General features: G+C 71.3%; 13 protein-coding genes. 5 read left to right on the top strand and 8 right to left on the bottom strand.

Annotation, left to right across the window (positions count from 1 at the left end; translation table 11 throughout):
• Nucleotides 1–22: 22 nt before the first annotated feature.
• A complete protein-coding gene (locus ACF059_RS12610) occupies nt 23–13,948 on the bottom strand; it encodes an SDR family NAD(P)-dependent oxidoreductase (protein WP_392055244.1) in 13,926 nt (4,641 codons plus the stop codon).
• A 623-nt stretch (nt 13,949–14,571) separates the two neighbouring features.
• Here ACF059_RS12610 and ACF059_RS12605 point away from each other — a divergent pair.
• From ACF059_RS12605 to ACF059_RS12590, 4 genes are all read left to right on the top strand, one after another.
• Nucleotides 14,572–15,882 (top strand): NtaA/DmoA family FMN-dependent monooxygenase, encoded by a 1,311-nt coding sequence (locus tag ACF059_RS12605; RefSeq protein WP_392055241.1) that lies wholly within the window; start codon nt 14,572–14,574, stop codon nt 15,880–15,882.
• On the top strand, nt 15,879–16,916 hold the full coding sequence (locus ACF059_RS12600) for an LLM class flavin-dependent oxidoreductase (RefSeq protein WP_392055238.1): 1,038 nt from the start codon (nt 15,879–15,881) through the stop codon (nt 16,914–16,916). The genes ACF059_RS12605 and ACF059_RS12600 overlap by 4 nt, the downstream gene beginning before the upstream one ends.
• A 212-nt stretch (nt 16,917–17,128) precedes the next feature.
• Nucleotides 17,129–17,734: a TetR/AcrR family transcriptional regulator gene (locus ACF059_RS12595; RefSeq protein ID WP_392055235.1), complete on the top strand. Its 606-nt coding sequence runs from the start codon at nt 17,129–17,131 to the stop codon at nt 17,732–17,734.
• A 170-nt stretch (nt 17,735–17,904) separates the two neighbouring features.
• Nucleotides 17,905–20,166 (top strand): (Fe-S)-binding protein, encoded by a 2,262-nt coding sequence (locus ACF059_RS12590; RefSeq protein WP_392055232.1) that lies wholly within the window; start codon nt 17,905–17,907, stop codon nt 20,164–20,166.
• 120 nt (nt 20,167–20,286) lie between these two features.
• On the opposite strand, the gene ACF059_RS12585 is transcribed toward ACF059_RS12590, so the two are convergent.
• The 3 genes from ACF059_RS12585 to ACF059_RS12575 all read right to left on the bottom strand — a co-directional run bounded on the left by ACF059_RS12585 (nt 20,287) and on the right by ACF059_RS12575 (nt 21,334).
• Entirely contained in the window at nt 20,287–20,688 is a 402-nt protein-coding gene (locus ACF059_RS12585) for an ATP-binding protein (protein WP_392055229.1), read from the bottom strand.
• Between the two features lie 132 nt (nt 20,689–20,820).
• The gene (locus ACF059_RS12580; RefSeq protein ID WP_392055226.1) at nt 20,821–20,982 is read right to left on the bottom strand and encodes an ANTAR domain-containing protein; all 162 of its coding nucleotides are present in this window, start codon (nt 20,980–20,982) and stop codon (nt 20,821–20,823) included.
• 55 nt (nt 20,983–21,037) lie between these two features.
• A complete protein-coding gene (locus tag ACF059_RS12575) occupies nt 21,038–21,334 on the bottom strand; it encodes a hypothetical protein (RefSeq protein WP_392055224.1) in 297 nt (98 codons plus the stop codon).
• A gap of 209 nt (nt 21,335–21,543) precedes the next feature.
• Between ACF059_RS12575 and ACF059_RS12570 the strand changes: the two genes are divergently transcribed.
• On the top strand, nt 21,544–21,990 hold the full coding sequence (locus ACF059_RS12570; protein WP_392055221.1) for an STAS domain-containing protein: 447 nt from the start codon (nt 21,544–21,546) through the stop codon (nt 21,988–21,990).
• A 15-nt stretch (nt 21,991–22,005) separates the two neighbouring features.
• On the opposite strand, the gene ACF059_RS12565 is transcribed toward ACF059_RS12570, so the two are convergent.
• The 4 genes from ACF059_RS12565 to ACF059_RS12550 all read right to left on the bottom strand — a co-directional run bounded on the left by ACF059_RS12565 (nt 22,006) and on the right by ACF059_RS12550 (nt 26,544).
• Nucleotides 22,006–22,557: a DUF5133 domain-containing protein gene (locus ACF059_RS12565; RefSeq protein ID WP_392055218.1), complete on the bottom strand. Its 552-nt coding sequence runs from the start codon at nt 22,555–22,557 to the stop codon at nt 22,006–22,008.
• A gap of 178 nt (nt 22,558–22,735) precedes the next feature.
• Nucleotides 22,736–23,644, bottom strand: a complete 909-nt coding sequence (locus ACF059_RS12560; protein WP_392055215.1) for a geranyl diphosphate 2-C-methyltransferase — start codon at nt 23,642–23,644, stop codon at nt 22,736–22,738.
• A 3-nt stretch (nt 23,645–23,647) separates the two neighbouring features.
• Nucleotides 23,648–25,030, bottom strand: a complete 1,383-nt coding sequence (locus ACF059_RS12555; protein WP_392055212.1) for a family 2 encapsulin nanocompartment cargo protein terpene cyclase — start codon at nt 25,028–25,030, stop codon at nt 23,648–23,650.
• 101 nt (nt 25,031–25,131) lie between these two features.
• On the bottom strand, nt 25,132–26,544 hold the full coding sequence (locus tag ACF059_RS12550; RefSeq protein ID WP_392055209.1) for a family 2B encapsulin nanocompartment shell protein: 1,413 nt from the start codon (nt 26,542–26,544) through the stop codon (nt 25,132–25,134).
• Nucleotides 26,545–26,976 lie beyond the last annotated feature (432 nt).

Below are 26,976 nucleotides of genomic sequence, written 5' to 3'. Positions count from 1 at the left end.
TTCAGGATGGGCCGGGGCTGGTTCAGAAGGTGCCGAATTCTTTTTCGATGACGTCGAGGATTTCGTCCGTCGTCGCGGCTTCCAGTTGATCGACGAAGCCGGTGCCGTCGTCCGGGTCCGACGGTGCGAGGGGTCCTACGGTGTCCTCGCGTGGCCCGGAGAGAGCCAGCAGGCTCGTGAGCCGGTCCACGATGCGCTGCCGAGCCTCGCCACCGAGAGCCGGCCCGGTCAGCAGGTGCTCGATCTTCCCGAGGTCCGCGAGAATCGGCTCGATCCCGGGGCCGTCTCCCGCATCCAATGAGGTGTCCAAGTGCTCAGCCAGCTCCTGGACCGTGGGGTAGTCGAAGACGAGGGTGGCCGGGAGTCGCAGTCCGGTGGCCCGGTTGAGGCGGTTGCGCAGTTCGACCGCCATCAGTGAGTCGAAGCCCAGCCCCTTGAACGGGATGTCCACTCCCACCAGTTGGCCCGGTCCGTAACCCAGCACCCCACTCACATGGCCCCGGACCACATCGAGGATCACCCGTCGGCGCTCGCCTTCGGCCAGGCCCGCGACGCGGGCCGCGAGCCCCGAGTCGGCGCTCGCATCCTCGGCCCGAGCGCGCCGCACCCCACCTCGTACCAGCGACCGCAGCACCGACGGCACAGCCTCCGCGTCGCGCCGCTGCAACCCCGCCAGATCCAGACGAGCCGGCACACACAGGGCCCGGTCCTGGGCCACGGCCGCGTCGAACAGCGCGAGCCCCTCCTCGGCGGACATGGCAGTCAGCCCCAGGGCCGACAGCCGGCCCCGGTCGACCGTGGACAGGCCACCCGTCAGCCCGCCGTCGGAACCCCACCAACCCCACGCCAACGACACCGCGGAGAGACCTCGCGCACGGCGCTCGTGCGCCAGGGCGTCCAGGTAGGTGTTGGCGGCGGCGTAGCTCGCCTGCCCCGCACTCCCCACGGCCCCGGCAAAGGACGAGAACAGGACGAACGCCGAAAGGTCCAGCCCTTCCGTCAGCTCGTGCAGGTGCCGGGCTGCTTCCGCCTTGGGGCGGAACACAGCGTCCAGGCGCTCCGCGTCCACCGACTCGATCACACCGTCATCGAGTACGGCGGCGCTGTGAACCACACCGGTGAGCGGACGGTCGGCCGGGATGGACGCCAGCAGCGCGGCGAGGGCATCACGATCCCCCACATCACACGCCTCCACCCGCACGCGAACGGCCAACTGCTGCAATTCCGCTATGAGTTCGCTGACCCCGTCAGCCGCATCGCCCCGTCGGGACACCAGCAGCAGATCCCGTACGCCGTACTCGGACGCCAGGTGCCGGGCCACCAACGCGCCCAGACCACCCGTGCCGCCGGTCACCAACACCGAGCCCCGAGAACCGAAGGCCGCCCGGGTCGTGCTCTCCGGGGGCGCTGACACCCGCGCGAGGCGGGGTACCGAAGCCTGGCCGCCTCGGACCGCGACCTGCGGCTCGCCCGTACCCAACGCCGTGCGCAGCGCCGCCCTTTCCGCGTCCGAGGACAGCTCAGGCTCGACGTCGACCAGCACCAGCCGGTCCGGATGCTCCACCTGAGCGGACCGCACCAGCCCCCACACCGGCGCCGCCGCCAGATCCCGCACACCCTCACCGGGCCCCACGGCCACGGCCCCCCGCGTCACCACCACCAACCGCGAGCCCACGAACCGCTCATCGGCCAGGAACTGCCGCACCACACCCAGCGCTCGGGCTGTCGCTGCCGACGCGGTTTCCTCCGCGTCGCCGCTGTGCTCCCACGTCACCAGAGGGGAAACCTGCCCGGAGCCATCCTCCGAACCCCATACGCCCCACTCCGACGGGAGCTGCGCCGAGACCGAGACCGGGAACGGAGTCCACTCCACACCGAACAGTGCGTCCCGCAGTCCGCCATCAGCAGCCCGCAACTGCTCCCGCGCCACCGGACGCGTCACCAGCCGGCCCACCGACAACACCGGCACACCCGACCCGTCCACCACCCGCAACGACACACCACCAGCAGCCGACGGCACCACAGCAACCCGCACCACCGACCCACCCACACCCGCACCCGCGCCGGACAGCTCGACACCCGACCACACGAACGGCAACCGCACCTCATCAGCCGACACATCAATCGACATATGAAGAGCAGCATCCAAAAGAGCCGGATGAACAACGAAACCCGCCGACCCCACCCCACTCACCGACTCCGGCACAACAACCTCGGCGAACACCTCCTCACCACGCCGCCAAGCAGCCCGCACCCCCTGGAACACAGGCCCATACCCATACCCGCAATCAGCCAGCCGGTCATACAGATCACCCACACCCACCGACACAGCACCCCGCGGCGGCCACACACCGAGATCCACATCCAGATCCCCCGCACCCGGCTCAGTACCGACACCCGCCAAAGTCCCACTGGCATGCAGCGTCCACACCTCACCACCCACCACATCCCCGCCACCATCCGGACACGAATGCACCGTCACCGCACACCGCCCGGCCCCATCCACCCCCGACACAGCCACCTGCAACCGCACCCCACCAACCGCCCCCAACACCAACGGCTGCTGAAGCGTCAACTCCTCCAAACGACCACACCCCACCCGCCCACCAGCGGACAACACCAACTCCACCAACACCGCACCCGGCACCACCACCGAACCCAACACCGCATGATCAGCCAGCCACGACTGCTCACCCAGAGACAACCGCCCCGTCCACACCACACCCCGCTCATCCGGCAACGACACCACCGCACCCAGCAACGGATGACCAGCCGCCACCAAACCCAGACCCACCACATCACCCGAACGCGACGGAACATCCAGCCAGAAACGCTCCCGCTGGAACGCATACGTCGGCAGGTCGACACGCTGGGCGCCCGTGCCGGCGAAAACCGCTTCCCAGTCCACGTCCAGGCCCTGTACGTACCCTTCGGCGAGGGAGGTCAGGAACCGCTCCCAGCCGCCTTCGTCGCGGCGCAGGGTGCCGAGTGCGAGGGCGTGCGTGCCGGTGTCCTCGAAGGTCTCCTGGAGCCCGACGGTCAGCACCGGGTGCGCGCTGCATTCGACGAAGACACCGAAACCCTCCGCCTGCAGGGCCCGTACCGTCTCGTCGAACCTCACTTCCTGCCGCAGGCTCGCGTACCAGTACTCCGCGTCCACGCCCGACGTGTCGAACACCCCACCGGTCACGGTCGAGTAGAACGGGATCTCGCCGCTACGCGGCTCGATCCCCTCGAGCGCGCTGACCACCTGCTCGCGAATGGACTCCACCTGGGCGGAGTGGGAGGCGTAGTCCACCGGGATCCGCTTGGCGCGCACCCCGTCGTCCGCGCAGTCGGCCAGCAGTTCGTCCAGGGCCTCCGGATCGCCCGAGACGACCGTGGAGGAGGGCCCGTTGACGGAGGCGACCGAGATCCGCCGGCCCCACCGGGCCAGGCGCTCGCGGACCTGGTCGGCGGGCAGGGGTACGGACACCATGCCGCCCCGGCCTGACAGGTGCTCGGCGATCGCCCGGGCCCGCAGTGACACGACCTTCGCCGCGTCGTCGAGGGACAGCGCACCGGACACGGCCGCGGCGGCGATCTCGCCCTGACTGTGACCGATGACGGCGTCAGGCCGCACGCCCACCGACTGCCAGACTGCTGCCAGCGAGACCATGACGGCCCACAGGGCGCACTGCACGACCACCGCGTCGTCCAGCGACGGAGCACGGTCCGGCGACGGGTCGTGGTCAGCGTCGCCCGCCCCGGCCCGGACCACGTCCGTGACCGACCAGCCGACGTGCGGCCTCAACGCCTCGTCGCACTCCGAGAGGCGTGCGGCGAACACCGGCGAGGATGCGAGCAGCCCCGCCGCCATACCCCGCCACTGTGAGCCCTGACCGGGGAAGACGAACGCGACCCGGCCCGGGTCTTCGGACGCCCTGCCGGTGACCGTACCGGCGGCGGGAACGCCGTCCGCCAGGGCGGTCAGACCCGCCAGGGCGGACGCACGGTCCGAGGCCAGTACGACGCCACGATGCTCAAGCGCCGCCCGGGTCGAGGCCAGGGAGTAGGCGACGTCGGGCACGGTCGGCTCGGTGGCGGCTTCCACGAAGGCGGAAAGCCGCTCGGCCTGAGCCCGCAGGGCGGCCTCGGACCGGCCGGACACCGGCCAGGGCACCACGGCCGTGGAGGGCGGGTTGTCGCCGGTCCCGGCGAGGGGCTCGGGCCCAGGCTCGGGCCGGGCCTCCTCGAGGATGACGTGCGCGTTCGTGCCGCTGATGCCGAATGACGACACACCCGCCCGGCGCGGGCGACCGTCCGCCGCCCACTGCGCCGGTTCGGTCAGCAGCTCCACCGCGCCCGCGGTCCAGTCCACGTGCGGCGAAGGCTCGTCCACGTGCAGGGTCTGCGGCAGCAGGCCGTGCCGCATGGCCTGCACCATCTTGATCACGCCCGCCACGCCCGCGGCGGCCTGTGCGTGACCGATGTTCGACTTGATGGACCCCAGCCGCAGGGGCCGGTCGGCGGGCCGGTCCTGGCCGTAGGTGGCGAGCAGCGCCTGCGCTTCGATCGGGTCGCCCAGCGTGGTGCCCGTGCCGTGCGCCTCCACCGCGTCCACGTCGGCCGCCGACAGTCCGGCATTGGCCAGCGCCTGGCGGATCACCCGTTGCTGCGAGGGGCCGTTGGGCGCGGTGAGGCCGTTGCTCGCCCCGTCCTGGTTGACGGCGCTGCCGCGCAGGACCGCGAGCACCCGGTGTCCGTTGCGGCGGGCGTCCGAGAGGCGCTCCACCAGGAGTACGCCCGCGCCCTCGGACCAGCCGGCGCCATCCGCCGACGCCGAGAACGCCTTGCACCGGCCATCGGGCGCCATGCCCCGCTGCCTGCTGAACTCCACGAAGACCCACGGGGTGGCCATCACCGTCACGCCGCCCGCGAGGGCGAGCGAGCACTCGCCGGACCGCAGTGCCTGCGCCGCCAGGTGCAGGGCGACCAGTGAGGAGGAGCAGGCGGTGTCGACGGTGACCGCAGGCCCTTCCAGGCCGAAGGTGTAGGCGATGCGGCCGGAGGCGACGCTGCCCTGGGTGCTGGTGACGGCGTAGCCCTCCAGACCTTCGGGCGTTTCGGAGTTGCTGCCGTAGTCGTGGTGCATCACGCCGGTGAACACGCCTGTCGAGCTGCCCTTCAGCGTGCTGGGGTCGATTCCCGCCCGCTCGAACACCTCCCACGACGTCTCCAGGAGCAGCCGCTGCTGCGGGTCCATGGCCAGCGCCTCACGCGGCGAGATCCCGAAGAACGCCGGGTCGAACTCGCCTGCGTCGTAGAGGAATCCGCCCTGGCGGGCATAGCTCTTGCCGGTCGCGTCCGGGTCCGGGTCGTACAGGTCCTCGTCCCAGCCGCGGTCGGTCGGGAGGAACGACACCGCGTCCCCGCCCGACTCCACCAGCCGCCACAGGTCCTCCGGCGAGCTCACGCCGCCCGGATACCGGCAGGCCATGCCCACGATCGCGATCGGCTCGTCCGCCACACCGCCCGGCACCGCGGGGGTTGCCCCTGTCGCGGGCGCCGACCCCGTTCCCAGGAGTTCCGTGCGCAGGTGTTCCGTGAGTTGCCCGGGGGTGGGGTGGTCGAAGACCAGCGTGGCCGGCAGGCGCTGCCCGGTTGCGGCGTTCAGGCGGTTGCGCAGCTCGACCGCGGTGAGCGAATCGAAGCCGAGCTCCTTGAACGGGCGGCCGGCGGCGATCGTCTCCGCGGTGGCGTGCCCCAGGACGGTCGCCACCTGTGCGCGGACCAGGTCAAGAAGCACCCGGCTCTGCTCGTCCTGGCTCAGGGCGGACAGGCGCTGGGCCAGACCGCTGCCGCCGGAGGCGTCGGCGGTGGCGGCCGCCTTGCGGGCCACCGTCCGTACCAGGTTGCGGAAGAGGGGCCGCAGCATGCCGGAGGTGGCTTCGTGCCGGAGGGTGGCCATCTCCAGGCGTACGGGCACCAGGTGCGCGTCGTCGAGCCTGGTCGCCACGTCCAGCAGGGCCAGGCCCAGGGCGGACGGCAGGGGCTGGATGCCCGCGCGCTTCATCCAGGACAGGTCGTCCTGTGCGAGGTGGCCCAGCATGTCGCTGGACTGGGCCCACAGACCCCAGGCGAGGGAGTGGGCGCGCAGGCCCTGCGCGTGGCGGTGCTGGGCGAGGGCGTCCAGGAAGGCGTTGGCCGCGGCGTAGTTGCCCTGGCCGGGGTTGCCGAAGGTGCCCGCGATCGAGGAGAACAGGATGAACGCCGACAGGTCCAGGCCGCGCGTCAGCTCGTGCAGGTTGACCGCCGCGTCGACCTTGGGTCGCAGCACCCGTTCCGTCTGCTCGGGCGTCAGGGACGCCACGAGGCCGTCGTCCAGAATCCCGGCGGCGTGCACCACACCGGTCAGCGGCCGGTCGGCCGGAATGCCGGCCAGGAGGGTGGCCAGCGCGTCGCGGTCGGCGGCGTCGCACGCGGCGATCTCCACGTGCGCCGCACCCCGCTCGATGAGCTCGGCCTTCAGCTCCGCCGCGCCTGACGCGTCCGGGCCGCGGCGGCTGGCGAGTACCAGGTGCCGTACGCCGTGCTCGGTGACCAGGTGCCGGGCCAGCAGGCCCCCGAGGGATCCGGTGCCACCGGTGATCAGCACCGTGCCCGTCGTGTCCAGCGGTCCGGCGGCCTCTGTCGGCGTCGGGGCGGCGGCCCGCGTCAAGCGGGGTACGAGGGCCTTCCCCTGGCGCACGGCCACGTGCGGCTCCTGCGCCGCCACTGCCGCCGCCACCGCTGCGGCGAGAGCCTCGCGGGACTCCTCAAGACCGTCGACGTCCACCAGGACGAACCGGCCGGGATTCTCCGACTGCGCCGACCGCAGCAGACCCCACACCGGCGCATGTGCTAGATCCACGACGTCCTCGCCGCTGCGGGTCGACACGGCCCCCCGCGTCACGACGACGAGACGGGAGTCTGCGGCTCGGTCGTCGGCCAGCCAGGCGCGTGCCAGTGCCAGCGCCTCGGTCGTCGCCTCGCGGGCGGCCGCCGCGAGGCCGCCGTCCGCCGACGTGTCGCAGGGCATGGCCACCACGACGTGCGGTGCGTCGTCGGCGAACAGCGATTCCAGGTCGCGGGCGTGCCGGGCAGCGTCGAACAGCCCGCTCTCCGGCGCGCCGAGCAGCGCCCAGCCACTGATGTCCACGGCACCGTCCGCCACGGGCAACGCGGTCCACTGCGTGCGGAACAGCGCGTTGTGGGTGGTGTCCGCGGCGGCGGTGAGCTGCTGCGCCGACACGGGGCGCAGGGTCAGTGATTCCACCGAGGCCACCGGCGCGCCCGAGGCGTCGGCGATGGTCAGGGAGACCGCGTCCGGGCCGACGGGGGCGACCCGTACCCGTACGGACGTGGCTCCGACCGCGTGCAGGGTGATGCCGGTCCAGGCGAAGGGCAGCCGCACGGGAGGTGTGACCTGACCGTCACGCTCGTCGAGCGCGTTCAGCAGGACGGGGTGCAGCGTGGCGTCCAGAAGGGCGGGGTGGATGCCGAACCGGGACGCCTCCGCCTCCTGTTCCTCGGCGAGGGCCACCTCGGCGTAGATCTCCTCGCCGACGCGCCAGGCGGCGCGCAGGCCCTCGAAGGCCGGCCCGTAGCCGTAGCCGATGTCCCCGGCCCGCTCGTAGAAGGAGTCCAGGTCGATGCGTTCCGCGTTCTGCGGCGGCCAGGGCGTCAGAGCCCCGGAAGGCGTCCCGTCCGCCCTGTCCAGCAGGCCGGTTGCGTGCCGGGTCCACTGCTCGTCGGTGCCGTCGTCGTCCGTCGTCTCGGGCCGTGAGTAGACGGCCACCCGGGTCCGCCCGCCGGTGTCCGGCGCCTCCACCGCCACCTGCAGTTGAACGCCGCCGCGCTCGGGCAGGATCAGCGGGGCTTCGAGCGTGAGCTCGGCCAGCCGGTCGCAGTCCACGGCCTCACCCGCCCGCAGGACCAGCTCCACGAACGCGGTGCCCGGCAGCAGCACGCTGCCCAGGGCGGCGTGGTCGGCGAGCCAGGAGTGGGTCTGCAACGACAGCCGGCCGGTCAGCAGCACGTCGCCGTCGGCCGCGGTCCGCACCGCCGCGCCCAGCAGCGGGTGCTGGGCGTCGTCGAGCCCGAGGCGGCTCGGATCGCCGGTTCCGGCGGTGGTGGTCTCCAGCCAGTAGCGCCGGCGCTGGAAGGCGTACGTCGGCAGTTCGGCCGGCTTCGCGTCCGACCCCGCGAACAGCGCCTTCCAGTCCACGCCGGGCAGTCCGCGGACGTACCCCTCGGCCAGCGAGGTCAGGAACCGGGCCGGACCGCCCTCGTCACGGCGCAGCGAACCGATCGCCACCGCTTCGGTCTCCGTGTCCTCGAACGTCGCCTGCATTCCCGTGGTCAGCACTGGATGTGCGCTGGACTCGATGAAGAACCGGAATCCGTCCGCCAGCAGGGACCGCACGGTGGCCTCGAAGTTCACCGGCTGCCGGGCGTTGTCGAACCAGTACTCCGCCGTCAGCTCGCTCGCGTCGCGGACGGTACCGGTGACCGTGGAGTAGAAGGGCACACGGCCCTGACCGGGGACGATGTCGGCGAACAGCTCCAGGATCTCTTCGCGCAGCGGGTCGACCTGCGCGCAGTGCGAGGCCACCGTCGACCCGACCACTCGCGCCCGGACCTTCTCCGCCTGGCAGGAGGCCACGAACTCCTCCAGCGCCGGCAGGTCACCGGCGACGGTCACGGCCCGGGGGCCGTTGCGCCCGGCGATCACCAGTCGGCCTTCCCACGGGGCGAGCCGCTCCTGCACCGCGTCCGCCGGCAGCGCCACCGAGGCGACGGCGCCGTTGCCGACCAGCTCCCGGGCGAACAGCGCGCTGCGCAGCACGATCAGCTTGGCAGCGTCCCCCAGTGACAGCGCGCCGGCCACGTGCGCGGCGGCGATCTCGCCCTGGCTGTGTCCCACCACCGCCGCCGGCCGTACGCCGGCCGCCTGCCACATCGCGGCCAGCGACACGTTGACCGCGAACAGCACCGGCTGAAGGATCTCGATCCGCTCGGCCGAGGGAGCCTGCGGCGCCTGCCGCAGTACGTCTTCCACCGACCAGTCGACGAACTTCCCGAGCGCCGCGTCCACTTCGGCGAGCCGGGCGGCGAACACGGGCGAGGAGTCCAGCAGTTCGGCTGCCATGCCCTGCCACTGAGAGCCCTGGCCGGGGAAGACGAACACCACCCGGCCCCGCACGTCCGCCGCGCCGGAGACCACACCGGCAGCGGGCAGGCCTTCGGCCGTCGCGGACAGGCCGCGCAGGTGTCCCTCCGGGTCGGACGCCAGTACCACGGCCCGGTGCTCCAGCACCGCTCGCGACGCCGCGAGGGACCAGCCCACGTCCAGCGGGGAGGCCTCCGTACCGGCCTGTGCCCAGGCCGCAAGCCGCCCGGCCTGCGCCCGCAGCCCCTCCTCCGAGGCGCCCGACACCAGCCACGGCACCACGGCGCCGGTGACCGCGAGGCCGGTGTCGCCGCTCTCGTCGGCCGAGCCCGGACCGGAACGCGCCGACCGGACGTCGGCGGGCGCCTCCTCGAGGATCAGGTGCGCGTTGGTGCCGCTGATGCCGAACGACGAGACGCCCGCCCGGCGCGGGCGGCCGTCCTTCGTCCACTCCGCCGACCGGGTCAGCAGTTCCACCGCGCCCTCGGACCAGTCGATGTGCGGCGAGGGCTCGTCCGCGTGCAGGGTGCGCGGCAGCACACCGTGCCGCATCGCCATCACCATCTTGATCACACCGGCCGCGCCCGCGACCGCCTGCGTGTGCCCGATGTTCGACTTCAGCGACCCGAGGCGCAGCGGCCGGTCCTCCGGCCGCCCCTGTCCGTACGTCGCCAGCAGTGCCTGGGCCTCGATCGGATCGCCCAGCTTGGTGCCCGTGCCGTGCGCCTCGACCACGTCGATCTCATCGGGCGCGAGGCCCGCGTCGGCCAGCGCGGCGCGGATGACGCGCTGCTGCGACGGGCCGTGCGGCGCGGTCAGTCCGTTGCTGGCGCCGTCCTGGTTGGTCGCGCTGCCGCGGATCACCGCCAGTACCTGGTGCCCGTTGCGCCGCGCGTCCGCAAGTCGCTCCACCAGGAGCACGCCGACGCCCTCGGCCCACCCGGTGCCGTCGGCCGCCGCCGAGAACGCCTTGCACCGCCCGTCCGGCGACAACGCACCCTGACGGCTGAGCTCCACGAACATCCCCGGCGTCGGCATGATCGTCACCCCGCCGGCCAGCGCCATGGAGCACTCGCCCGAGCGCAGCGACCGTACGGCCCAGTGCAGCGCGACGAGGGACGACGAGCACGCCGTGTCCACGGTCACCGCGGGCCCCTCCAGGCCGAGGGTGTACGCCACCCGGCCGGAGGCCACGCTGGTGGTTCCTCCGGTCAGCCGGTGCCCGTCGACTCCCTCGGCACCGTCCTGCAGCTGGGGCCCGTAGTCCTGGAACATCGCGCCGAAGAACACACCCGTCTGGGTGCCGCGCAGCGACGACGGGTCCAGACCGGCTCGCTCCAGCGCTTCCCATGACGTCTCCAGCAGCAGCCGCTGCTGCGGGTCCATCGCGAGCGCCTCACGCGGGGAGATGCCGAAGAAGTCCGGGTCGAACTCGACGGCGTCGTGGAGGAACCCACCGCGCCGCACGTAGCTCGTGCCGCGCCGCTCCAGCCGCGGGTCGTACAGCTTCTCCAGGTCCCAGCCGCGGTTCACCGGGAAGTCCCCGATCACGTCCCGCTCCGCCAGCACCAGCTCCCACAGGTCCTCGGGCGACTGCACGCCGCCGGGGAAACGACAGGTCATCGACACGATCGCGATCGGCTCGTCCTCGGCGGCGCCGGCGGTACGCGCAGTCGGCTGCCGGGGCGCCGTGTCGTCGGCTCCGAGCAGCTGACGGTGCAGGTGCGTGGCGATCGCGGACGGAGAAGGGTGGTCGAAGAGGGCGGTCGTGGTCAGGTTGACGCCGGTCGCGGCCTTCAGCCGGTTGCGCAGGTCGACCACCGCCACGGAGTCGAAGCCGAGCGCCTTGAACGTACGGTCCATGTCGATGTCGTGGGGGGACGCGTGGCCCAGGACGAGGGCGGTCTCGGCCCGTACGAGATCCGCCGTCCGCTCCGGAGTCGCGTCCGCGGCGGGTGCCTGCGGCTCCCCTACCTGATCACGCGGTGCGTCCGGCTGCGGTTGTGCGCCCTGCTCCGGTCGGGAGGCCGGCGCCGCCGCGTCCAGCCAGTGGCTGCGGCGCTGGAAGGCGTAGGTCGGCAGGTCGTCCGCCTTCGGGCCGGGGCCCAGCACGGCGGGCCAGTCCACGTCGACGCCGCGCGTCCAGGCTTCGGCGGCCGACAGAAGGAACCGGTCCCAGCCGCCCTCGCCGCGACGCAGCGTGCCGAGCACCAGGCCCCGTTCGCCGGCACCGGCCGCTTCGAGGGTTTCCTCCAGCCCCGTCACCAGGACCGGATGGGCGCTCACCTCGACGAAGCGGGTGAACCCGTCCGCGACCGCGGCCCGTACGCTCTCCTCGAACCGCACCGTCTCGCGCAGGTTCCGGTACCAGTAGTCCGCGTCCAGCTCTGGGCCGGAGACCGATCCACCGGTCACTGCCGAGTAGTACGCAACCGCCGCCCGCACGGGAGCGATCCCGGTCAGTTCCCGCAGTACCTCGTCGCGGACGACCTCCACCTCGGCGCAGTGCGACGCGTAGTCCACCGGCACCCTGCGGGCCCGGATCCCTGCGGACTCGCAGTGGGCGAGCAACTCCTCCAGTGCTCGCGGCTCGCCGGAAACGACAGTGGACGACGGGCCGTTGACCGCACCGACCGACAGCCGCCCGCCGAATGCGGTGATCAGCTCACCGACCGCTGCGGCGCCCATCGACACGGCGACCATGCCGCCCCGCTCCGAAAGGCCCCGGCGGATCGCCTGGCTGCGCAGTGCGACCACCCTCGCGCCGTCCGACAGCGGCAGGGCACCGGCCACCACCGCCGCCGCGATCTCACCCTGGGAGTGCCCGATCACCGCGGCAGGCTCGACGCCCGCCGAGCGCCATACCTCCGCCAGGGACACCATCACCGCCCACAGCACCGGCTGCACGACGTCGACCCGGTCGAGCCGGCTCGTTTCGGCCAGGTCCCGCACCACCTCGGTCAGCGACCAGTCGACGTACGGCGACAGCGCCGCCTCGCACGCCGCCATCCGCTCAGCGAAGACCGTGGACGATCCGAGCAGTCCCACCGCCATGCCCGGCCACTGCGCGCCCTGACCGGGGAAGACGAACACCACTCCGTCATTCGTGTCGGACAGCGTGTCGCGGTCCCCGCGTGCGGTGGTGTGCGCGTCACCGGCCACGCCGCGGACCGTCCTCGCGGCGCCGGCGCCCGCCGCCACAGCCTGGAGTCCGGCCCGCAGGCTCGCTCCGTCCTCGCCCACGACGACGGCCCGATGGGTGAGCTGCGCCCGCCCCGCCGCCAGCGTGCGGCCGACCGCGTGGACATCGGTGTCCGGGCGCTGCCCGGCATAGGCGTCCAGCCGTTCCGCCTGTGCGCGCAGGGCCGCCTCGCTCCCGGCCGACACCAACCAGGGGAGGGCGCCTGCGCCCGTGCTCGACAGCGCCGGCAGGGGCTCCGACGGGGTGGCCGCGCGCTCGCGCAGCTCGGGCGGCGCGTCGGCGACCACCACGTGGCAGTTCGTGCCTCCCAGGCCGAAGGAGGAGACGCCGGCGACGAGCCGGCCGTTCTCACCCCGCCACGCCTCGTGTTCTCCCTGCACGCGGAGGTTCCAGTCGGCGAGGGGAATGCCCGGGTTCTGCGTCTCGTGGTTGAGGCTCGGGACGAACTCGCGGTGGCTGACGCAGGAGACGACCTTCAGCAACCCGAGGATCCCGGCCGCCCCCTCCAAGTGGCCGATGTTCGTCTTGACGGAACCGACCCGTACGGGCTTGCCGCTCGGGCGTGCGGCCCCGAGCGCCTGGCCGATGGCGGCGGCCTCCAGCGGGTCACCGACCTTGGTGCCGGTCCCGTGCAGCTCGACGCACTGGATGTCCGCGGGCGAGACACCGGCGGCCGCACAGGCCTGGAGTATCAGCTCGCGCTGGGCCGTCGCACTGGGGACCGTCAGGCCGTCTCCACCGCCGTCGTTGTTGATGGCGCTGCCTTCGATGACGGCAAGGACCCGGTCGCCGTCGGCGACCGCCCGGGAGAGGGGCTTCAGCAGCACGAATCCGCCGCCTTCGCCTCGGGCGTATCCGTTGGCGCGCGCATCGAACGTGTAGCAGTGGCCGTCGGGCGAGAGGGCGCCGAAATGCTGGAGCGTCCTCGTGCTGTGCTCGGAGAGGATGAGGTTGACGCCGCCCGCCAGGACCACGTCGGACTCGCCGCGCAGCAGGCTCTGCACACCGAGGTGGACGGCGACGAGCGAGGAGGACTGGCCGGAGTCCACCAGGACGCTGGGGCCGCGCAGGCCGAGGTGGTAGGAGATCCGGTTGGCGATGAAGCTGCGCTGAGTGCCCGTCAGGCTGTGCCGTGTCACCGAGTCCGCGCCCTGGCGGTGCAGCAGTGACGCGTAGTCGTCGTTGATCGCCCCTACGAACACGCCCGCCCTGGTGCCCCGCAGAGCATGGGGCGAGGTCCCGCTGTTCTCCACCGCCTCCCAGCTCAGCTCCAGCGCCAGGCGCTGCTGGGGGTCCATCGCGGCCGCTTCGGCCGGCGACACCTGGAAGAAGTCCGCGTCGAACCGGTCCACGCTGTCCAGGTAGCCACCCGGCAGGTCGGGAAGGCCCGCTTCCTGGCCGGATCGCCGTTCGACCGGGAATGGTCCGACCTCGGACCGCCCGTCCTTCAGGAGCTGCCAGAAATCATCGGGAGTGGCCGCTCCTGCGACTCTGCAGGAGAATCCGACGACGGCGATTTTTGCACCGGAGTTCTGGCCGTCGTGCCCAGACATGACTTCGCTACTCACCGGCGACATCCCTCCAGAAAGACCAGAAAAAGGCACACGTGCGGACCGGTTCGCCCAGGAACCGGGATGGGACAGAAATACATCGATCGGATTGGCCATGATTCGAAGGGAGTCGCCGATGCGCGATTCCCCGGATACCGCCCACACTGATTGCGGGGAGGCGTCACATAGGGGCTCTCACGTTCTCCCGCATGCGAGAGCCGTCGCCCCTCGTCGTGACGACTCCCTGCTCACGACGTAAGTCGCGGTGTTCGCGCCCAGCGGCCACGGTGGGTGCGGCCGACCCCTCACCACCTCGGTCTCCGCATCGAAACACGCCACTCGGTCCCCCCGATTGCAATCACTCGACTTCACCGCGGAAAGCCGCTTGACAGGCCGTTCAATAAGGTGTGCGCCCACACCACACCGGGTGATTACTGGCCAGTATGACTCCCCGCGGTTTCAGCGCGGTTTCAGCACACCCATCCAGCGATACGCCACGATCACCTAGTACCGTTACTGCGAAGTAACCGCTCGGAGCGTCCGGGGAGCGCGCGTTCCGAGCTGAAGTCATTTCATCCGGGAAACTTCAGCCGAGGGAAAATCGCATGGTTCGTCGGAAACGTACGATGAAACTCGGGGCCATCATCGACGGCCCCGGCTCGCACATCGCCGCCTGGCGGCACCCGTCCACTCCGATCGACGCCCAACTCGACTTCGCCTTCCACCTGGCGTGCGTACGCACTCTCGAACGAGGCACGTTCGACTGCCTCTTCGTGCCCGACGTGGTGGCCGTCTGGGGCACCGACGTCCAGCACATCAGTCAGACCGCACGCAACGAGCACTTCGAGCCGCTGAGCCTGCTGGCCGCCTACGCAGCCGGAACCGAGCACATCGGGCTCGCCGCGACGGCGACGACCACCTACAACGAGCCGTACGACATCGCCCGCAGGTTCACCTCCCTCGACCAGATCAGCGAGGGCCGGGCCGGGTGGAACGTCGTGACCTCCGCCGCGCCCTGGGAGTCGCGCAACTTCGGTTTCCCCGCGCACATGGAGCACGACCGGCGCTACGTCCGCGCCGAAGAGTTCATCGGCGTGACGAAGCGGCTGTGGGCGGCGGCGCAGGCGGGGTCGCAGCCCACCTCCTCGACGCCGCTGCCCGCCGATCAGGGCGAGTTCTTCGATGTACGGGGTCCGCTGAACCTGCCGGCCTCCCCCCAGGGGCGGCCCGTGATATTCCAGGCCGGGGCCTCGCCCGTGGGCCGGGAGTTCGCCGCACGGCACGCCGAAGTGATCTTCACCCGGCACACCCGGCTGTCGGACGGCCAGGAGACCTACGCCGACCTCAAGCGCCGGGTCGCCGCACACGGCAGGGACCCGGAACTGGTCCAGATCTGGCCCGGTGTCCAGCCCCTGGTGGCCAGCACCGAGGAGGAGGCGCGCCGACTCATCGGTGAGCTGCACGACCTCGTGCCCGACATCGTCGCCGTCCGGGCGCTTCAGGAGCAGTTGGGCGACGTCGACCTGACCCGGTATCCCCTGGACGGCCCGGTTCCGGACCTTCCCGCGTCCAACCGCTCGTCCAGCACGGCGAAGATGTGGATGACACTGGCCCACCGCGAGAACCTGACCTTGCGTCAACTCGCCCTGCGGCAGGTCGCCGACTTCTTCGCCGGTACACCGGAGCAGGTGGCGGACCACATGGAGCGCGGGTTCACCGAGCGCGCGGCCGACGGCTACATCGTGGACTTTCCCCATCTGCCCGCCTCCCTGGACGCCTTCGTCGACCACGTCGTGCCGGAGCTGCGCCGACGCGGCCTGGTGCGCGAGGAGTACGAGGAGGGCACACTGCGCGAGAAGTTGGGGCTGGACGCCCCTCCCTCCGACGGCGCAACCACCCCGTCCGACGAAGCGACGATCACGGCAGGTGCCGCATGAGCCAGAGCGATGGACGCCTCACCCTGTTCACCCGGCTGATCACTGCCCCGGGGGCCGTGGACGGAGCCTCGCCGGACTCCGGCGCCGGCTCGTTCGCGCGGGTATGCGACCGGGCCAGGGAGGCGGAGGCCGCCGGAATCGACGCGCTGCTGCTCCACGACCGCCAGTCGGCGGCGCACGACCCGGCCGACGGCCCGTACTTCGAGGCCGGCACCCTCGCCGCAGCCCTGGCGGTCCGCACGCGCACCGTGGGGCTCGTGGCCTCCATGTCGACGGAACACACACTCCCCTACCATGCGGCGCGGATCCTGGCCACGGCGGACCACCTCTCCGCTGGGCGCGCCGGCTGGCAGCCGCTCACCGGAGCGGACCCGGACGCGGCGGCCAACTACAGTCGGCCGGAAAGGGTTTCGGCGGCCGCGCGGTGCTCACGTGCCGCGGAATTCGTCACGGTGCTGACCGGCCTGTGGGACAGCTTCGACGACGACGCCTTCCGCAGGGACCGGGAGTCGGGCGTGTACTTCACCCCCGAGAAGCTGCACGCACTCGACCACCAGGGTGAGCACTTCGACGTGGCCGGACCGCTGAACATCGCCCGCCCGCCGCAAGGGCACCCCGTCCTGGTCCACCACGTGAGGGACGCCGAGGACCTCGCGCTCGCCGCCCGTATCGCCGATGTCGTCCTGGTCCCGGCACAGGACGACCAGAGCGCCGCCCGGGTCCGCGAGTCCGTACGCGAACAGGCCCGGGCGGCCGGGCGGGACGCCGACGACATCACCGTCCTGCTGGACGTCCCGGTCGACGGCAGCCCGGCCGCGGCCGACCGGTTGCTGGCCCTGTTCGACGCGAGTGCCGCAGACGGCTTCACCCTGCTCGCGCCCGCGGGCCCTGCGGACGGGGCGCACGACGCCGTCCTCGCCCTCGCGGCCGAGGTGCGCCGAAAGTGCGGCGGCCGGCCGGCCGCTCCCGCCGGGGCCACCCTGCGCGAACGCCTGGGCCTGCCGAGGCCTGCCGGGCGCTACCTCACGGTCTGACTCGGCACGGGGCCGCACCGCACGTCGTCCCCGGCACGCGGCGACCCGAACGAGCCGTCTCCCTCCACCGATCCGGTCGGGGGAGGCGGCCCGCCACGGCTGAGGAAAGGAGGCCACCGAGACACCTGTAGGGCACAATTGATCAAATGATCACTCGTCAGCAACCTCGGCGCAGGACAGGCCAGGCTCTTGAGCGGCGGCGGGCTCCCAACATGAGCCCTGAACTGCGTCGCCAGATGATCGTCCGATCCACACTCTCACTGATCGCGGAAAACGGCCTCGCCGTGACCACCGGCAGGATCGCCCGCGCCGCCGGCATCAGCGAGGCGACGATCTTCCACGTCTTCACCGACAAAAGTGAGTTACTCGACGCGTGTCTCGCCGAGGCCGCGCGCCCCGACGACGTCGTGTGCGCCCTTTCCGGCATTCCGTTGGACGCCCCGGTGGCGGCGCGACTGCTCGCGTCCGCCGAGGTGCTGGAGGCCTACCTGACACGCCTGGGCACGGTGGTCGCCTACCTGGAGACGGTAGGACACGCCCGGGCTCGGGGCGATGCAGCCGCTTCCGCCGAGGGCATGCGGGAGGTCCGCGAGGCCGTCGACTCCGTCGTCGCCGCCCTGTCGGCCTTGCTGGCGCCCGAGGAGGCGTCCCTGCGGCTGCCCGCGCCCCAGATAGCCCGGGCCTTCTTCGATCTGCTGTTCGCGCGCTCCCGCACTCCCGATCACCCGCTGCCCGCCCCGCACTTGCCGGACCTCGTTCAGCTTCTCGTTCACGGCGCCCTCGTCGCCGCTGCGCCGCCCTCCCCACTGAAGACATGACCACGGGCTGGGCACCGGCGGTACGCGCGTCAGAGCCGGCACAGCGACGTAGATCACCGATGGCCCGACTTCATGAAGCTCTCGATCCTGGGTAATCTCTGCCGAGAACACCAAAGTTACCGCCGAGTAGTTCTCGAATTACCCGCTCTCGCAGGCCCGAGGAGCCCCTCATGCAACTCACCGCGATCATTGTGTCGCTGGTGCTCGCCACGGTCGGCGTCGCACTGTTCGGCCGAGCCATCGCGCAGCTCTTACGCTTCGTGTTGCTCGGCCAGCCGGTCCCGGGCGGATCGCGGACCAACGATCCCGTCACCCGGACGGTCACCGTGGTCAGGGAGTTCCTGGGCCACACCCGAATGAACAACTGGGCCGTCATCGGCGTCGCCCACTGGTTCGTCGCCGTCGGCTTCTTCAGCCTGCTCCTCACCATCGTCAACGCCTTCGGCCAGCTCTTCCAGGCCGACTGGCTGCTCCCGATCATCGGCAGCTTCCTGCCGTGGGAGCTGGTGGTCGAGGTGTTCGGCTCGATGATGACCGTGGGCATCCTCACCCTCATCGTCATCCGCCTGGCGAACCTGCCCTCCCGGCCCGGCCGCAAGTCGCGCTTCGCCGGCTCGAAGGCGTGGCAGGCGTACTTCGTCGAGGCCGTCATCCTCACCATCGGCATCTGCATCATGGTCCTGCGCGGCCTGGAGGGCGCGCTGCACCAGGTCGAGGGCTACGAGGCCGCGTACTTCGCCTCGTACCCCTTGGTGCTCGCCTTCGACGGGCTGAGCACGGGGACGCTGTCGAACCTCGTCTACTTCTTCGCCATGGTCAAGATCTCGGCTTCCTTCATCTGGATGATCACGATCTCGCTCAACACCAACATGGGTGTGGCCTGGCACCGCTTCCTGGGCTTCCCGAACATCTGGTTCAAGCGCAACGCGGACGGCGCCGTCGCTCTCGGTGCGCTGCAGCCGATGACGAGTGGTGGCAAGGAGATCGACTTCGAGGAGCCGGGTGAGGACGACGTCTTCGGTGTCTCGCAGGTCGAGCAGTTCTCCTGGAAGGGCATCCTGGACTTCTCCACGTGTACGGAGTGCGGTCGCTGCCAGTCGCAGTGCCCGGCCTGGAACACGGGCAAGCCGCTGTCCCCGAAGCTTTTGATCATGTCGCTGCGCGACCACGCGCACGCCAAGGCCCCCTACCTGCTGGCCGGCGGCGGCAAGGACATGGAGGGCAACGAGAAGGCGACGGCCGAGCAGCTCAAGGACGTCCCGGCCTCTGCTCTGGCGGAGGCCGAGCGCCCGCTGATCGGCACCGTCGAGGAGAACGGCGTCATCGACCCGGACGTGCTGTGGTCCTGCACGACCTGCGGTGCGTGCGTGGAGCAGTGCCCGGTCGACATCGAGCACATCGACCACATCGTCGACATGCGCCGCTACCAGGTGATGATCGAGTCCGCGTTCCCCTCCGAGGCGGGCACGATGCTCAAGAACCTGGAGAAGAAGGGCAACCCCTGGGGCCTGGCGAAGAAGCAGCGCGTGGAGTGGACCAAGGAGGTCGACTTCGAGGTCCCGATCATCGGGAAGGACGCGGAGGACCTCTCCGAGTTCGACTACCTGTACTGGGTCGGCTGCGCCGGCGCGCTGGAGGACCGGGCCAAGAAGACCACCAAGGCCTTCGCGGAGCTGCTGAACATCGCGGGCGTCAAGTTCGCGATCATGGGCGGCGACGAGAAGTGCACCGGTGACTCGCCGCGCCGCCTGGGCAACGAGCCGCTGTTCCAGCAGCTGGGCCAGGAGAACGTGGCCATGCTGAACATGGCCTTCGGCGAGGACGACGAGGACCCGGCGACGAGGAAGCCGAAGTCGGCCAAGCGGATCGTCTCGACCTGCCCGCACTGCTTCAACACCATCGCCAACGAGTACCCGCAGCTGGGCGGCGAGTACGAGGTCATCCACCACACCCAGCTGCTCCAGCACCTCATCGACGAGGGCCGCCTGACCCCGGTCACCCCGGTCGACGGCCTGATCACCTACCACGACCCCTGCTACCTGGGCCGCCACAACAAGGTCTACACGCCGCCGCGCGAGATCATGTCGGCCGTGCCCGGGCTGCGCCAGCAGGAGATGCACCGCCACAAGGAACGCGGCTTCTGCTGCGGCGCCGGCGGCGCGCGGATGTGGATGGAGGAGCGGATCGGCAAGCGCATCAACAACGAGCGCGTCGACGAGGCCCTCTCCCTCAACCCCGACATCGTCTCCACCGCCTGCCCGTTCTGCCTCGTCATGCTGACCGACTCCGTCAACGGCAAGAAGAACGAAGGCCAGGCCAAGGAGTCCGTGCAGGTCGTGGACGTCGCCCAGCTGCTGCTGGAGTCCGTACGGACGGGAGTGGAGGAGGATCCCGCACAGGACGAGGACGTGAACCCGCAGCCGGTGTCGTAGCCGCTGCCTTCACGTGGCGTACCAGTGCCTGGGCGTACCGGGCGACGGTCCTGACCCCTTCCCGGGGGCAGGACCGTCGCCACGACGGCGGCGCCGCGCGGAGAAGACCGGTCCGGGCGCCTAATCCCGGGGCAGGTGGACGTGGATGGTTTTTCCGCGCTGCTCGTCGAGGGGACGTACGTCGACCTGGCTGGCGAGCTGGTTGACCAGGTGCCATCCCCATCCGCCCTCGCCCTCATGGCCGGGCGGGCGGGGCCGGGGCTCGGCGGTGCTGGTGTCGGTGACGTCGACGTCCAGGCCGCCGTCGCGGGCCCGGCGCAGTTCCAGTACGCAGCTTCCGGAGGTGTGGCGGACGGCGTTGGTGACCAGCTCGCTGATCACCAACAGGGCCGTGTCGAGCGCGACGGGTGTGAAGGCGGGAGCGGCGTCGGCGTCGGACTCCGCCAGGAAGTCGCGCGCCGCGCGTCTGGCGTCGGCCGGAGCGCCCGGACCGCTCAGCTCCAGGTGCGGGAGGAGATGCATGGATCGGCTCCGCATGCCTCGACTCCAAGGACGCGCCTTACTGCGCCCTCCGGTGGTGCGTCTGCCCGCTCCTGCCCGGTCCAGTCCTGCATCCCGGACCGGATGGGCGAGCCGGGCGGGCGGCTCCCGGTGTCACCGCCTCTCGGCGGCGTCCGCGAGCACCGCCTCGGGCCGGACCGTGCGTCGTACGAGCTGTTCGGCGATCTCCGTGGGCCGCCGGCCCCTGCGTGCGGCGTAGGCGCGGAGGTAGCGGGCCGCCTCGTGGGGGGTGAGGCCGGCGGTGGCGGCGAGCATGCCGCTGCCTGGGTGAGGTCGGCGGCGAGCACCGGTGTCAGACGGGCGACGGCGGTCAGGCACGGTCCGTCACCCAGGGTGTAATGGGCTTCGGCCAGCCGCCGCGCCACCTTGTCGCTCGACCACCACAGGGTGTGCGCGTGTCGGCGTCCTCTCCGGCGAGCGACACCGACGCCCCGGTCACGTCCATCAGGTCCACGCAGGCCCGACGCAGCGCCGCGGGCACGTCCGTGCCGGTCACCCCGTCCACCGCACCGTTGAAGAGACCGGCGAAGCCCGAGGTGGGCTCCGCTTCGCGCGCGGAGCCGTCGTCGGCGGGCCGGTCGTTGTCCTCGGGCCGGACGGCGTCCACGGCTCCGGCCCTCACCTCCACCCGTCAGCCGCGTGCTCCCATCGTCTCGCGGACCCCCTGCCGTCGCACTCACCACGCCGCCGGTCGGGCGTCCAGAGGGGCCCCGGTTCCACCCCCTAGCCCACCCCCGGCACAGGTTGCACGGAGGCCTGGAACGGAGCCAGTATCGAAGCGTCCGCGATCCCCGTCGTGGCGAGGTGAGAGACGCCATGGACACCTTCGGCGGCGGCCCCCTGCGCGTCACCCTGCGGCGCTACGGCCCCACGGTGCACGTGCTCCTCGCGGGCGAGGCCGACCACCAGGCGGTACACACCCTCGGCGAGGTGCGCGCACGGCTCCCCCGTGACGTCGCTGTCGTCGCGTGCGATCTGCAGAACGTCTCCTTCATGGACGTGTCCGGGCTGCGTGGTCTGATCGACCTGCACCGGTACGGGCGACGGCACGGCGCGACGGTGCTGATCTACAACTGGCAGCGCCAGCCCCTGCAGCTGCTGCACCTCACCCTGAACCACCTCGACGGCCACGACGACGACCTGCGCGGCCTGAGCGAGATCCTGACCGAGCACACCGAGGCCCAGCTGGCCCTCGGCATCGACGCCGCCCACGGCGACTACGCACCCGCCGACGCCCCGGGGCCCCCGCCGCCGGCCCGCTGAACGCCCTGGCCCTGGTCAGGAGTCGACGTACTGGACGGCTTCGCGCACGGCGGCGTAGGCGGAAGGTTGTGCCATCAGTACGCACAGCGTGAAGAGGGTGTCCTCGACGGTCCGGCGGGCCTCGTCGTCGTCGGGTGCGGCGCTCAGGCGGACGCGGGCGTCGAAGAATCGGGCCAGGGCCTGCTCGGCTTCCTCCCGGCTCGGCAGCAGACGTGGCCACCGCCCGGCCCCCGGCGTGGGAGCCGCTTCCCGGGCCGCCTGCACGGCATGGCGCAGGGCGCGCTGGACGGGGGCGGGCATCGGCGCGCCTTCCGTCCCGCCTCGTCCGGCGGTCATGGCGTGGGCGAGGTCCACCGCGCTCACTCCGGCCGCCTCGGCGGCCGAGGTCAGGACCTGCTCGGCGACGCGGGCCGGGCCGGGAATCGTGGCCATCAGCATGCCGACGGCCCGCGCGACGGTGGGGTCGCGCAGAAGGGGCCGTAGCGGGTCGGTTCGCATTCCCGACACACGGTCGCGGGTGCTCTCCCGCTCCGGCGCGGCAGGGACGGGCGCGTCAGCAGCAGCCATGACGATCACCTCCGACGAGCGCACCCGGGTGCTCGACGCCTTCCCAGTTTACGCCCAGGGACGTGAGGCCCTGCGGCAGCAGGGTGAGGGCCCGGCGGCGTCGATGACGGGCCGGGCCCTCGCCCCGAATCAGGCGGTCAGTCGCAGTCAGTGGCCATCAGTCGCGGTTCAGACGCGGTCAGACGCGGTCGGCTGCGATCAGGACGTACTGGAAGGAGCCGTCCTTGTAGGAGTTGATGAACGCTTCTTCGATGCCGGTGACCAGCGAGGACGTGGCCCGCAGTTCCCAGTACGGGAGAGTGTCCGGCGTCAGGTCGATGACGGCCTGGGGGACGAGGCGGTTGTCGGCCATGGCGCGCAGGTACTCGCGGCGGGAGTGGATGTTGCACTCGAAGTGGGCGTTGATCTGGGAGACCCACTTGGAGGGCTGCCCGTAACGGGGGTTCCAGCAGCCGGTGATGGTGACGTAGCGGCCGCCGACCTTCAGGACGCGGGAGTGCTCGGCGAAGAGGTCGTCCAGGTCGACGTACATGCTCGACTCGTTGTTCCAGGACGCCGTGGCCTGCCCGGTCTCGAAGGGCGTGCCGAGCATGTTGCAGACGCGGGCCCGCACGTGGTCGTCGATGCCGAGCTCGTGGGCGCGCTGGTTGGCGAAGTCGGCCTGCTTGGCGGAGAGGGTGACGCCCTCGACCTTGCATCCGAAGCGCTGGTGGGCCATGACCATCGAGCCGCCACGGCCGCAGCCGGCGTCCACGAGCGTGTCCTCGCGGCTGATGGGGCCGAGGTGGTCCAGGAGGACCTCGGTCTGTGCCGATTCCAGCCGGTGGAGCTCGGCGATCAGCTTCTTCTCGTATGCACTGTCCGACGGGTCGCCGAGGGCGGAGTGGTCGACGTCGCCGATGCCGTAGTGGTGGTGGTAGAGGCCGTCCACGTCACCGAGGCGCAGGTTCACGGGCCTGGCTTCGTTGTTCCAGTAGCGGGCGATGTCCCCCTGGTAGGGGGTCGCGGGAGAAGGGACGAACGCGGACGTGGTGGTGCCGGTGCTCGTGGTCGTGCGGGTACTCGTGCTGGTCACAGAAAGTCCCATCCTTTACCAGAAGTCGGGCAGGCTGTAGCGGTAGGTATTGGTCTGGTGCCAGTAGTGGTTACCGTCGACCCATACGGCCACTCCCCGCAGGAAGCGCAGCACGCTCGGGACGGGGCAGGCCGCGGCCAGGGCGGCGGCCTCCGCCTCGAAGGCGTGCATGAGGTCGTTGTGGACCTGGACCGCCTTCAGGTAGCCCTCCTTGTCGGAGGTTCCCTCCCGGTCGGCGATCACCACGGGAAGGTTCATGTGCCGTCCGGGGGAGGCCAGTTCCTTCGTGTAGGAGTACAGGTCGTTGACGATGGTGGTGGCGTTGCCCGCGAGCGCGATGACCCGTTGCATGGCCGGCTGGGCGTGCAGGTCGGCCGGGAGCTCGTACCCGCCGACGGTGTCGGTGATGGTGGGACAGGGGCGGAAGTTGTTGAACTGCCGCATCGCCAGGTACTCCCACACCTCGGGGACGTACTCCGTCTGCGCCCAGGCGGCTTCGGCGAGGTAGCCCAGGTGCAGCCGGGCCATGTCGTGCCGGTACCGGTCGGCCTGGGAGGGCGTGGACTGCCGAAGGAAGTAGTCCATCGCGGAGCGGTAGGCGCGCCGGGGGGCGTCCGCGTGGAGGGACTCCGCCCACTGCGGCTCGTACTCCTTCGTGGTGTGCAGGGGGTCGATGGCGGTGTGGGCCAGCAGGAGGCGGCCGCCGAGGCCGATGGGCGAGCCGCCGTGGTCCTCGCAGTAGCAGTCGTCGACCGCGTTCTCGGCGACCATCAGCCGGGTGGCGACCATCAGGTGCTCGATGGTCGGGGCGTCCGGGTGGCAGGCCACCATGTAGCGCCCGACGTGGAAGCCGTCGAACTGGTTCTCCCAGGCATCGGGGAACAGGTCGACCTCCTCCACCGCCCAGGCCTTGATCCGCCGGCTGACCTCCTCCACCCGCACCGGGTCCGGCTCCGGCACGGGGTGGTGGTAGAGGCCGGGGACGGGGCTCCCGGCCGCCGGAGCCCCGGGCTCCGGGGCCGCCGCGGGTACGGGGGGCTCTTCTCGGCGGGCGGCCGGGTGCAGGCCCAGGGTGCCCAGGCCGCTGGGACCGCTCAGGAGCCGTTGCAGGGCGGGGCTCGGGGCGGGCGGGGCAGGAGGGGCGGTCGGGGCGGTGGATGCCGACGGGGCGGAGAGGCCCGGCAGGCCGGCCGGGCCGGGCATCGCGGGCCTGCCGGGTACGGAGGGCACGCCCGGTACGGCGGCCGGGCCCGGCATCGCGGGCCTGCCGGGTACCGCGGGCACGCCCGGCAGGGTGCCGGACGCGCGGGCCTGGGCGCTGCCGAGGACGTGGGCCCCGAACTGGGCAGCGGCCCCGGGCAGGCTCGACTGCAGAGGGGAAGGCCCGGGCTCGGGCATCCGTGACTCCTTGGTGAGGTGGGTGGTCTCTCCCGGATTCCGGGCGCGCTCGGCCGGCCCGGGAGGGTCCGGGCTGTCGTCGTACGGGTCCCGCCGGCCGGTCAGTCGCTGCGGCGGGCGATCTGGACGTTCTCCAGGACGCCGAGGGCGTCGGGCACCAGGATCGCGGCGGAGTAGTAGGTGGTGACCAGGTAGGAGATGATCGACTTCTCGTCGATGCCCATGAAACGGACCGACAGGCCCGGCTCGTACTCCTCGGGCAGACCGGTCTGGCGCAGGCCGATGACGCCCTGGTTGTCCTCGCCGGTGCGCATCGCGAGGATCGAGCTGGTGTTCTCCTTGCTGATGGGGATCTTGTTGCACGGCAGGATCGGGACCCCGCGCCAGGCCGGGACCTGCTGACCGCCCACGTCCACGTGGTCCGGGTAGAGCCCGCGGGCGTTCATCTCGCGGCCGATCGCCGCGATCGTGCGCGGGTGGGCCAGGAAGAGCTTGGTACCGCGGCGGCGGCACAGCAGCTCGTCCATGTCGTCCGGGGTGGGCGGGCCGGAGTGGGTCTGGATCCGCTGCTTGAAGGCGGCGTTGTGGAGCAGGCCGAACTCGCGGTTGTTCACCAGCTCGTGTTCCTGGCGCTCGCGCAAGGCCTCGATGGTCAGCCGGAGTTGTTCTTCGGTCTGGTTGTGCGGCCCGTTGTAGAGGTCGGCGACCCTCGTGTGGACGCGCAGGACGGTCTGGGCGATGGAGAGTTCGTACTCGCGCGGCTTCGACTCGTAGTCGACGAACGTGCCGGGCAGTTCGGCCTCGCCGGTGTGGCCGGCCGACATCGCGATCTCGGCCTCGCCGTGCTTGTTCTGACGCTGCAGGGGCAGGGAGCTGAACCGGTCGATGTGCTCCTGCAGGTGCGGGGCCCCGGCCATGATGCCCGCGAAGTCCGCGCGCGAGAGCGTGAGCAGGGTGCCGGGGGTCTCGGCGGTGGCGGTGTAGTCCCACCGGGCGTCGGAGTCCAGCAGGGCGTTCTCACCGAAGCGGTCACCGTCGGCGAGGACGGCGACGGAGATCTCGTCGCCGTACTTGCCCGCGGAGGTCTGGCTGATCCGACCGTGGGCGATCAGGTGGATCTGCTCGGCGGGAGCACCCCGCTCGACCAGCACCTCACCGGCACGGAAATCACGCTGCACGCACCGGCCGGCGATCGCCGCCAGCACTTCCTCGTCGTCGAAGCCGCGCAACAGGGCCAGTTCCCCGAGCTCGCGCGGGATCACCTGGACGCGGGCACCGTCCTGGACGAACTCGATGGTCCCGTCGCCGACGGTGTAACTCAGCCGGCGGTTCACCCGGTAGGCACCGCCCTTGGTCTCCACCCAGGGCAGCATCCTCAGCAGCCAGCGGGAGGTGATCTCCTGCATCTGCGGGGCGGACTTGGTCGTGGTGGCAAGGTTACGGGCGGCCGACGTGCCGAGGCTGGACCGCTTGGGCGGATCCAGCTGTGCTTCCGGGCTGGTGTCAACGGTCATCGACGATCTCCTTCATGGAAGGCGGTGATCGACCATCGCTGGTCGAGGCGTACGCTCGTGCCGGGCAAGGCGGGCATACCGGATGTACGGGCTCATCAGGCGTGCAGCCAACGAACGTTGACATGCGGCGTGATGTCCGGGAATCCATGCAGAAACGTTGAGAACGTAGCAACGGCGGAGCAGGCGTTGCGGTGAAGCGGGCGGAAGTGCCTTCGATTCAGTGATCTCCGACGGGGAGATCACGCGCCGGACCGCAGGACGTGTTAGAGACCTACGGCAGCGCGCGATCCGAAGAGCCACCCTCCGTCGAGGACCCACAACGGGCCGGCTCCACCATCCGGCCCTGGACGAGGCCTCCGGACGACACGGCGACTTCCCGGCACTCCTCCCCGCATTCGACACGGCAGCGTGCTAAGGATTACGGGCAAGAAT

This window comes from Streptomyces sp. NPDC016562 (genome assembly GCF_043076955.1).
In the GTDB taxonomy this organism is placed as follows: domain Bacteria; phylum Actinomycetota; class Actinomycetes; order Streptomycetales; family Streptomycetaceae; genus Streptomyces.
The sequence above is the reverse complement of the archived record's forward strand: the minus strand, read 5'-3'. Positions and strand labels throughout refer to the sequence as shown.

Coding starts and splice junctions, on each gene's coding strand:
- ACF059_RS12580 (WP_392055226.1), bottom strand. CDS start 20,982: ATGCTCGCCGCCACCGCCGGCCTCACCCCCCACGAGGCGGCCCGCTAC.
- ACF059_RS12605 (WP_392055241.1), top strand. CDS start 14,572: ATGAAACTCGGGGCCATCATCGACGGCCCCGGCTCGCACATCGCCGCC.
- ACF059_RS12570 (WP_392055221.1), top strand. CDS start 21,544: ATGGACACCTTCGGCGGCGGCCCCCTGCGCGTCACCCTGCGGCGCTAC.
- ACF059_RS12565 (WP_392055218.1), bottom strand. CDS start 22,557: ATGGCTGCTGCTGACGCGCCCGTCCCTGCCGCGCCGGAGCGGGAGAGC.
- ACF059_RS12585 (WP_392055229.1), bottom strand. CDS start 20,688: ATGCATCTCCTCCCGCACCTGGAGCTGAGCGGTCCGGGCGCTCCGGCC.
- ACF059_RS12610 (WP_392055244.1), bottom strand. CDS start 13,948: ATGTCTGGGCACGACGGCCAGAACTCCGGTGCAAAAATCGCCGTCGTC.
- ACF059_RS12595 (WP_392055235.1), top strand. CDS start 17,129: ATGAGCCCTGAACTGCGTCGCCAGATGATCGTCCGATCCACACTCTCA.
- ACF059_RS12550 (WP_392055209.1), bottom strand. CDS start 26,544: ATGACCGTTGACACCAGCCCGGAAGCACAGCTGGATCCGCCCAAGCGG.
- ACF059_RS12555 (WP_392055212.1), bottom strand. CDS start 25,030: ATGCCCGAGCCCGGGCCTTCCCCTCTGCAGTCGAGCCTGCCCGGGGCC.
- ACF059_RS12600 (WP_392055238.1), top strand. CDS start 15,879: ATGAGCCAGAGCGATGGACGCCTCACCCTGTTCACCCGGCTGATCACT.
- ACF059_RS12560 (WP_392055215.1), bottom strand. CDS start 23,644: ATGGGACTTTCTGTGACCAGCACGAGTACCCGCACGACCACGAGCACC.
- ACF059_RS12590 (WP_392055232.1), top strand. CDS start 17,905: ATGCAACTCACCGCGATCATTGTGTCGCTGGTGCTCGCCACGGTCGGC.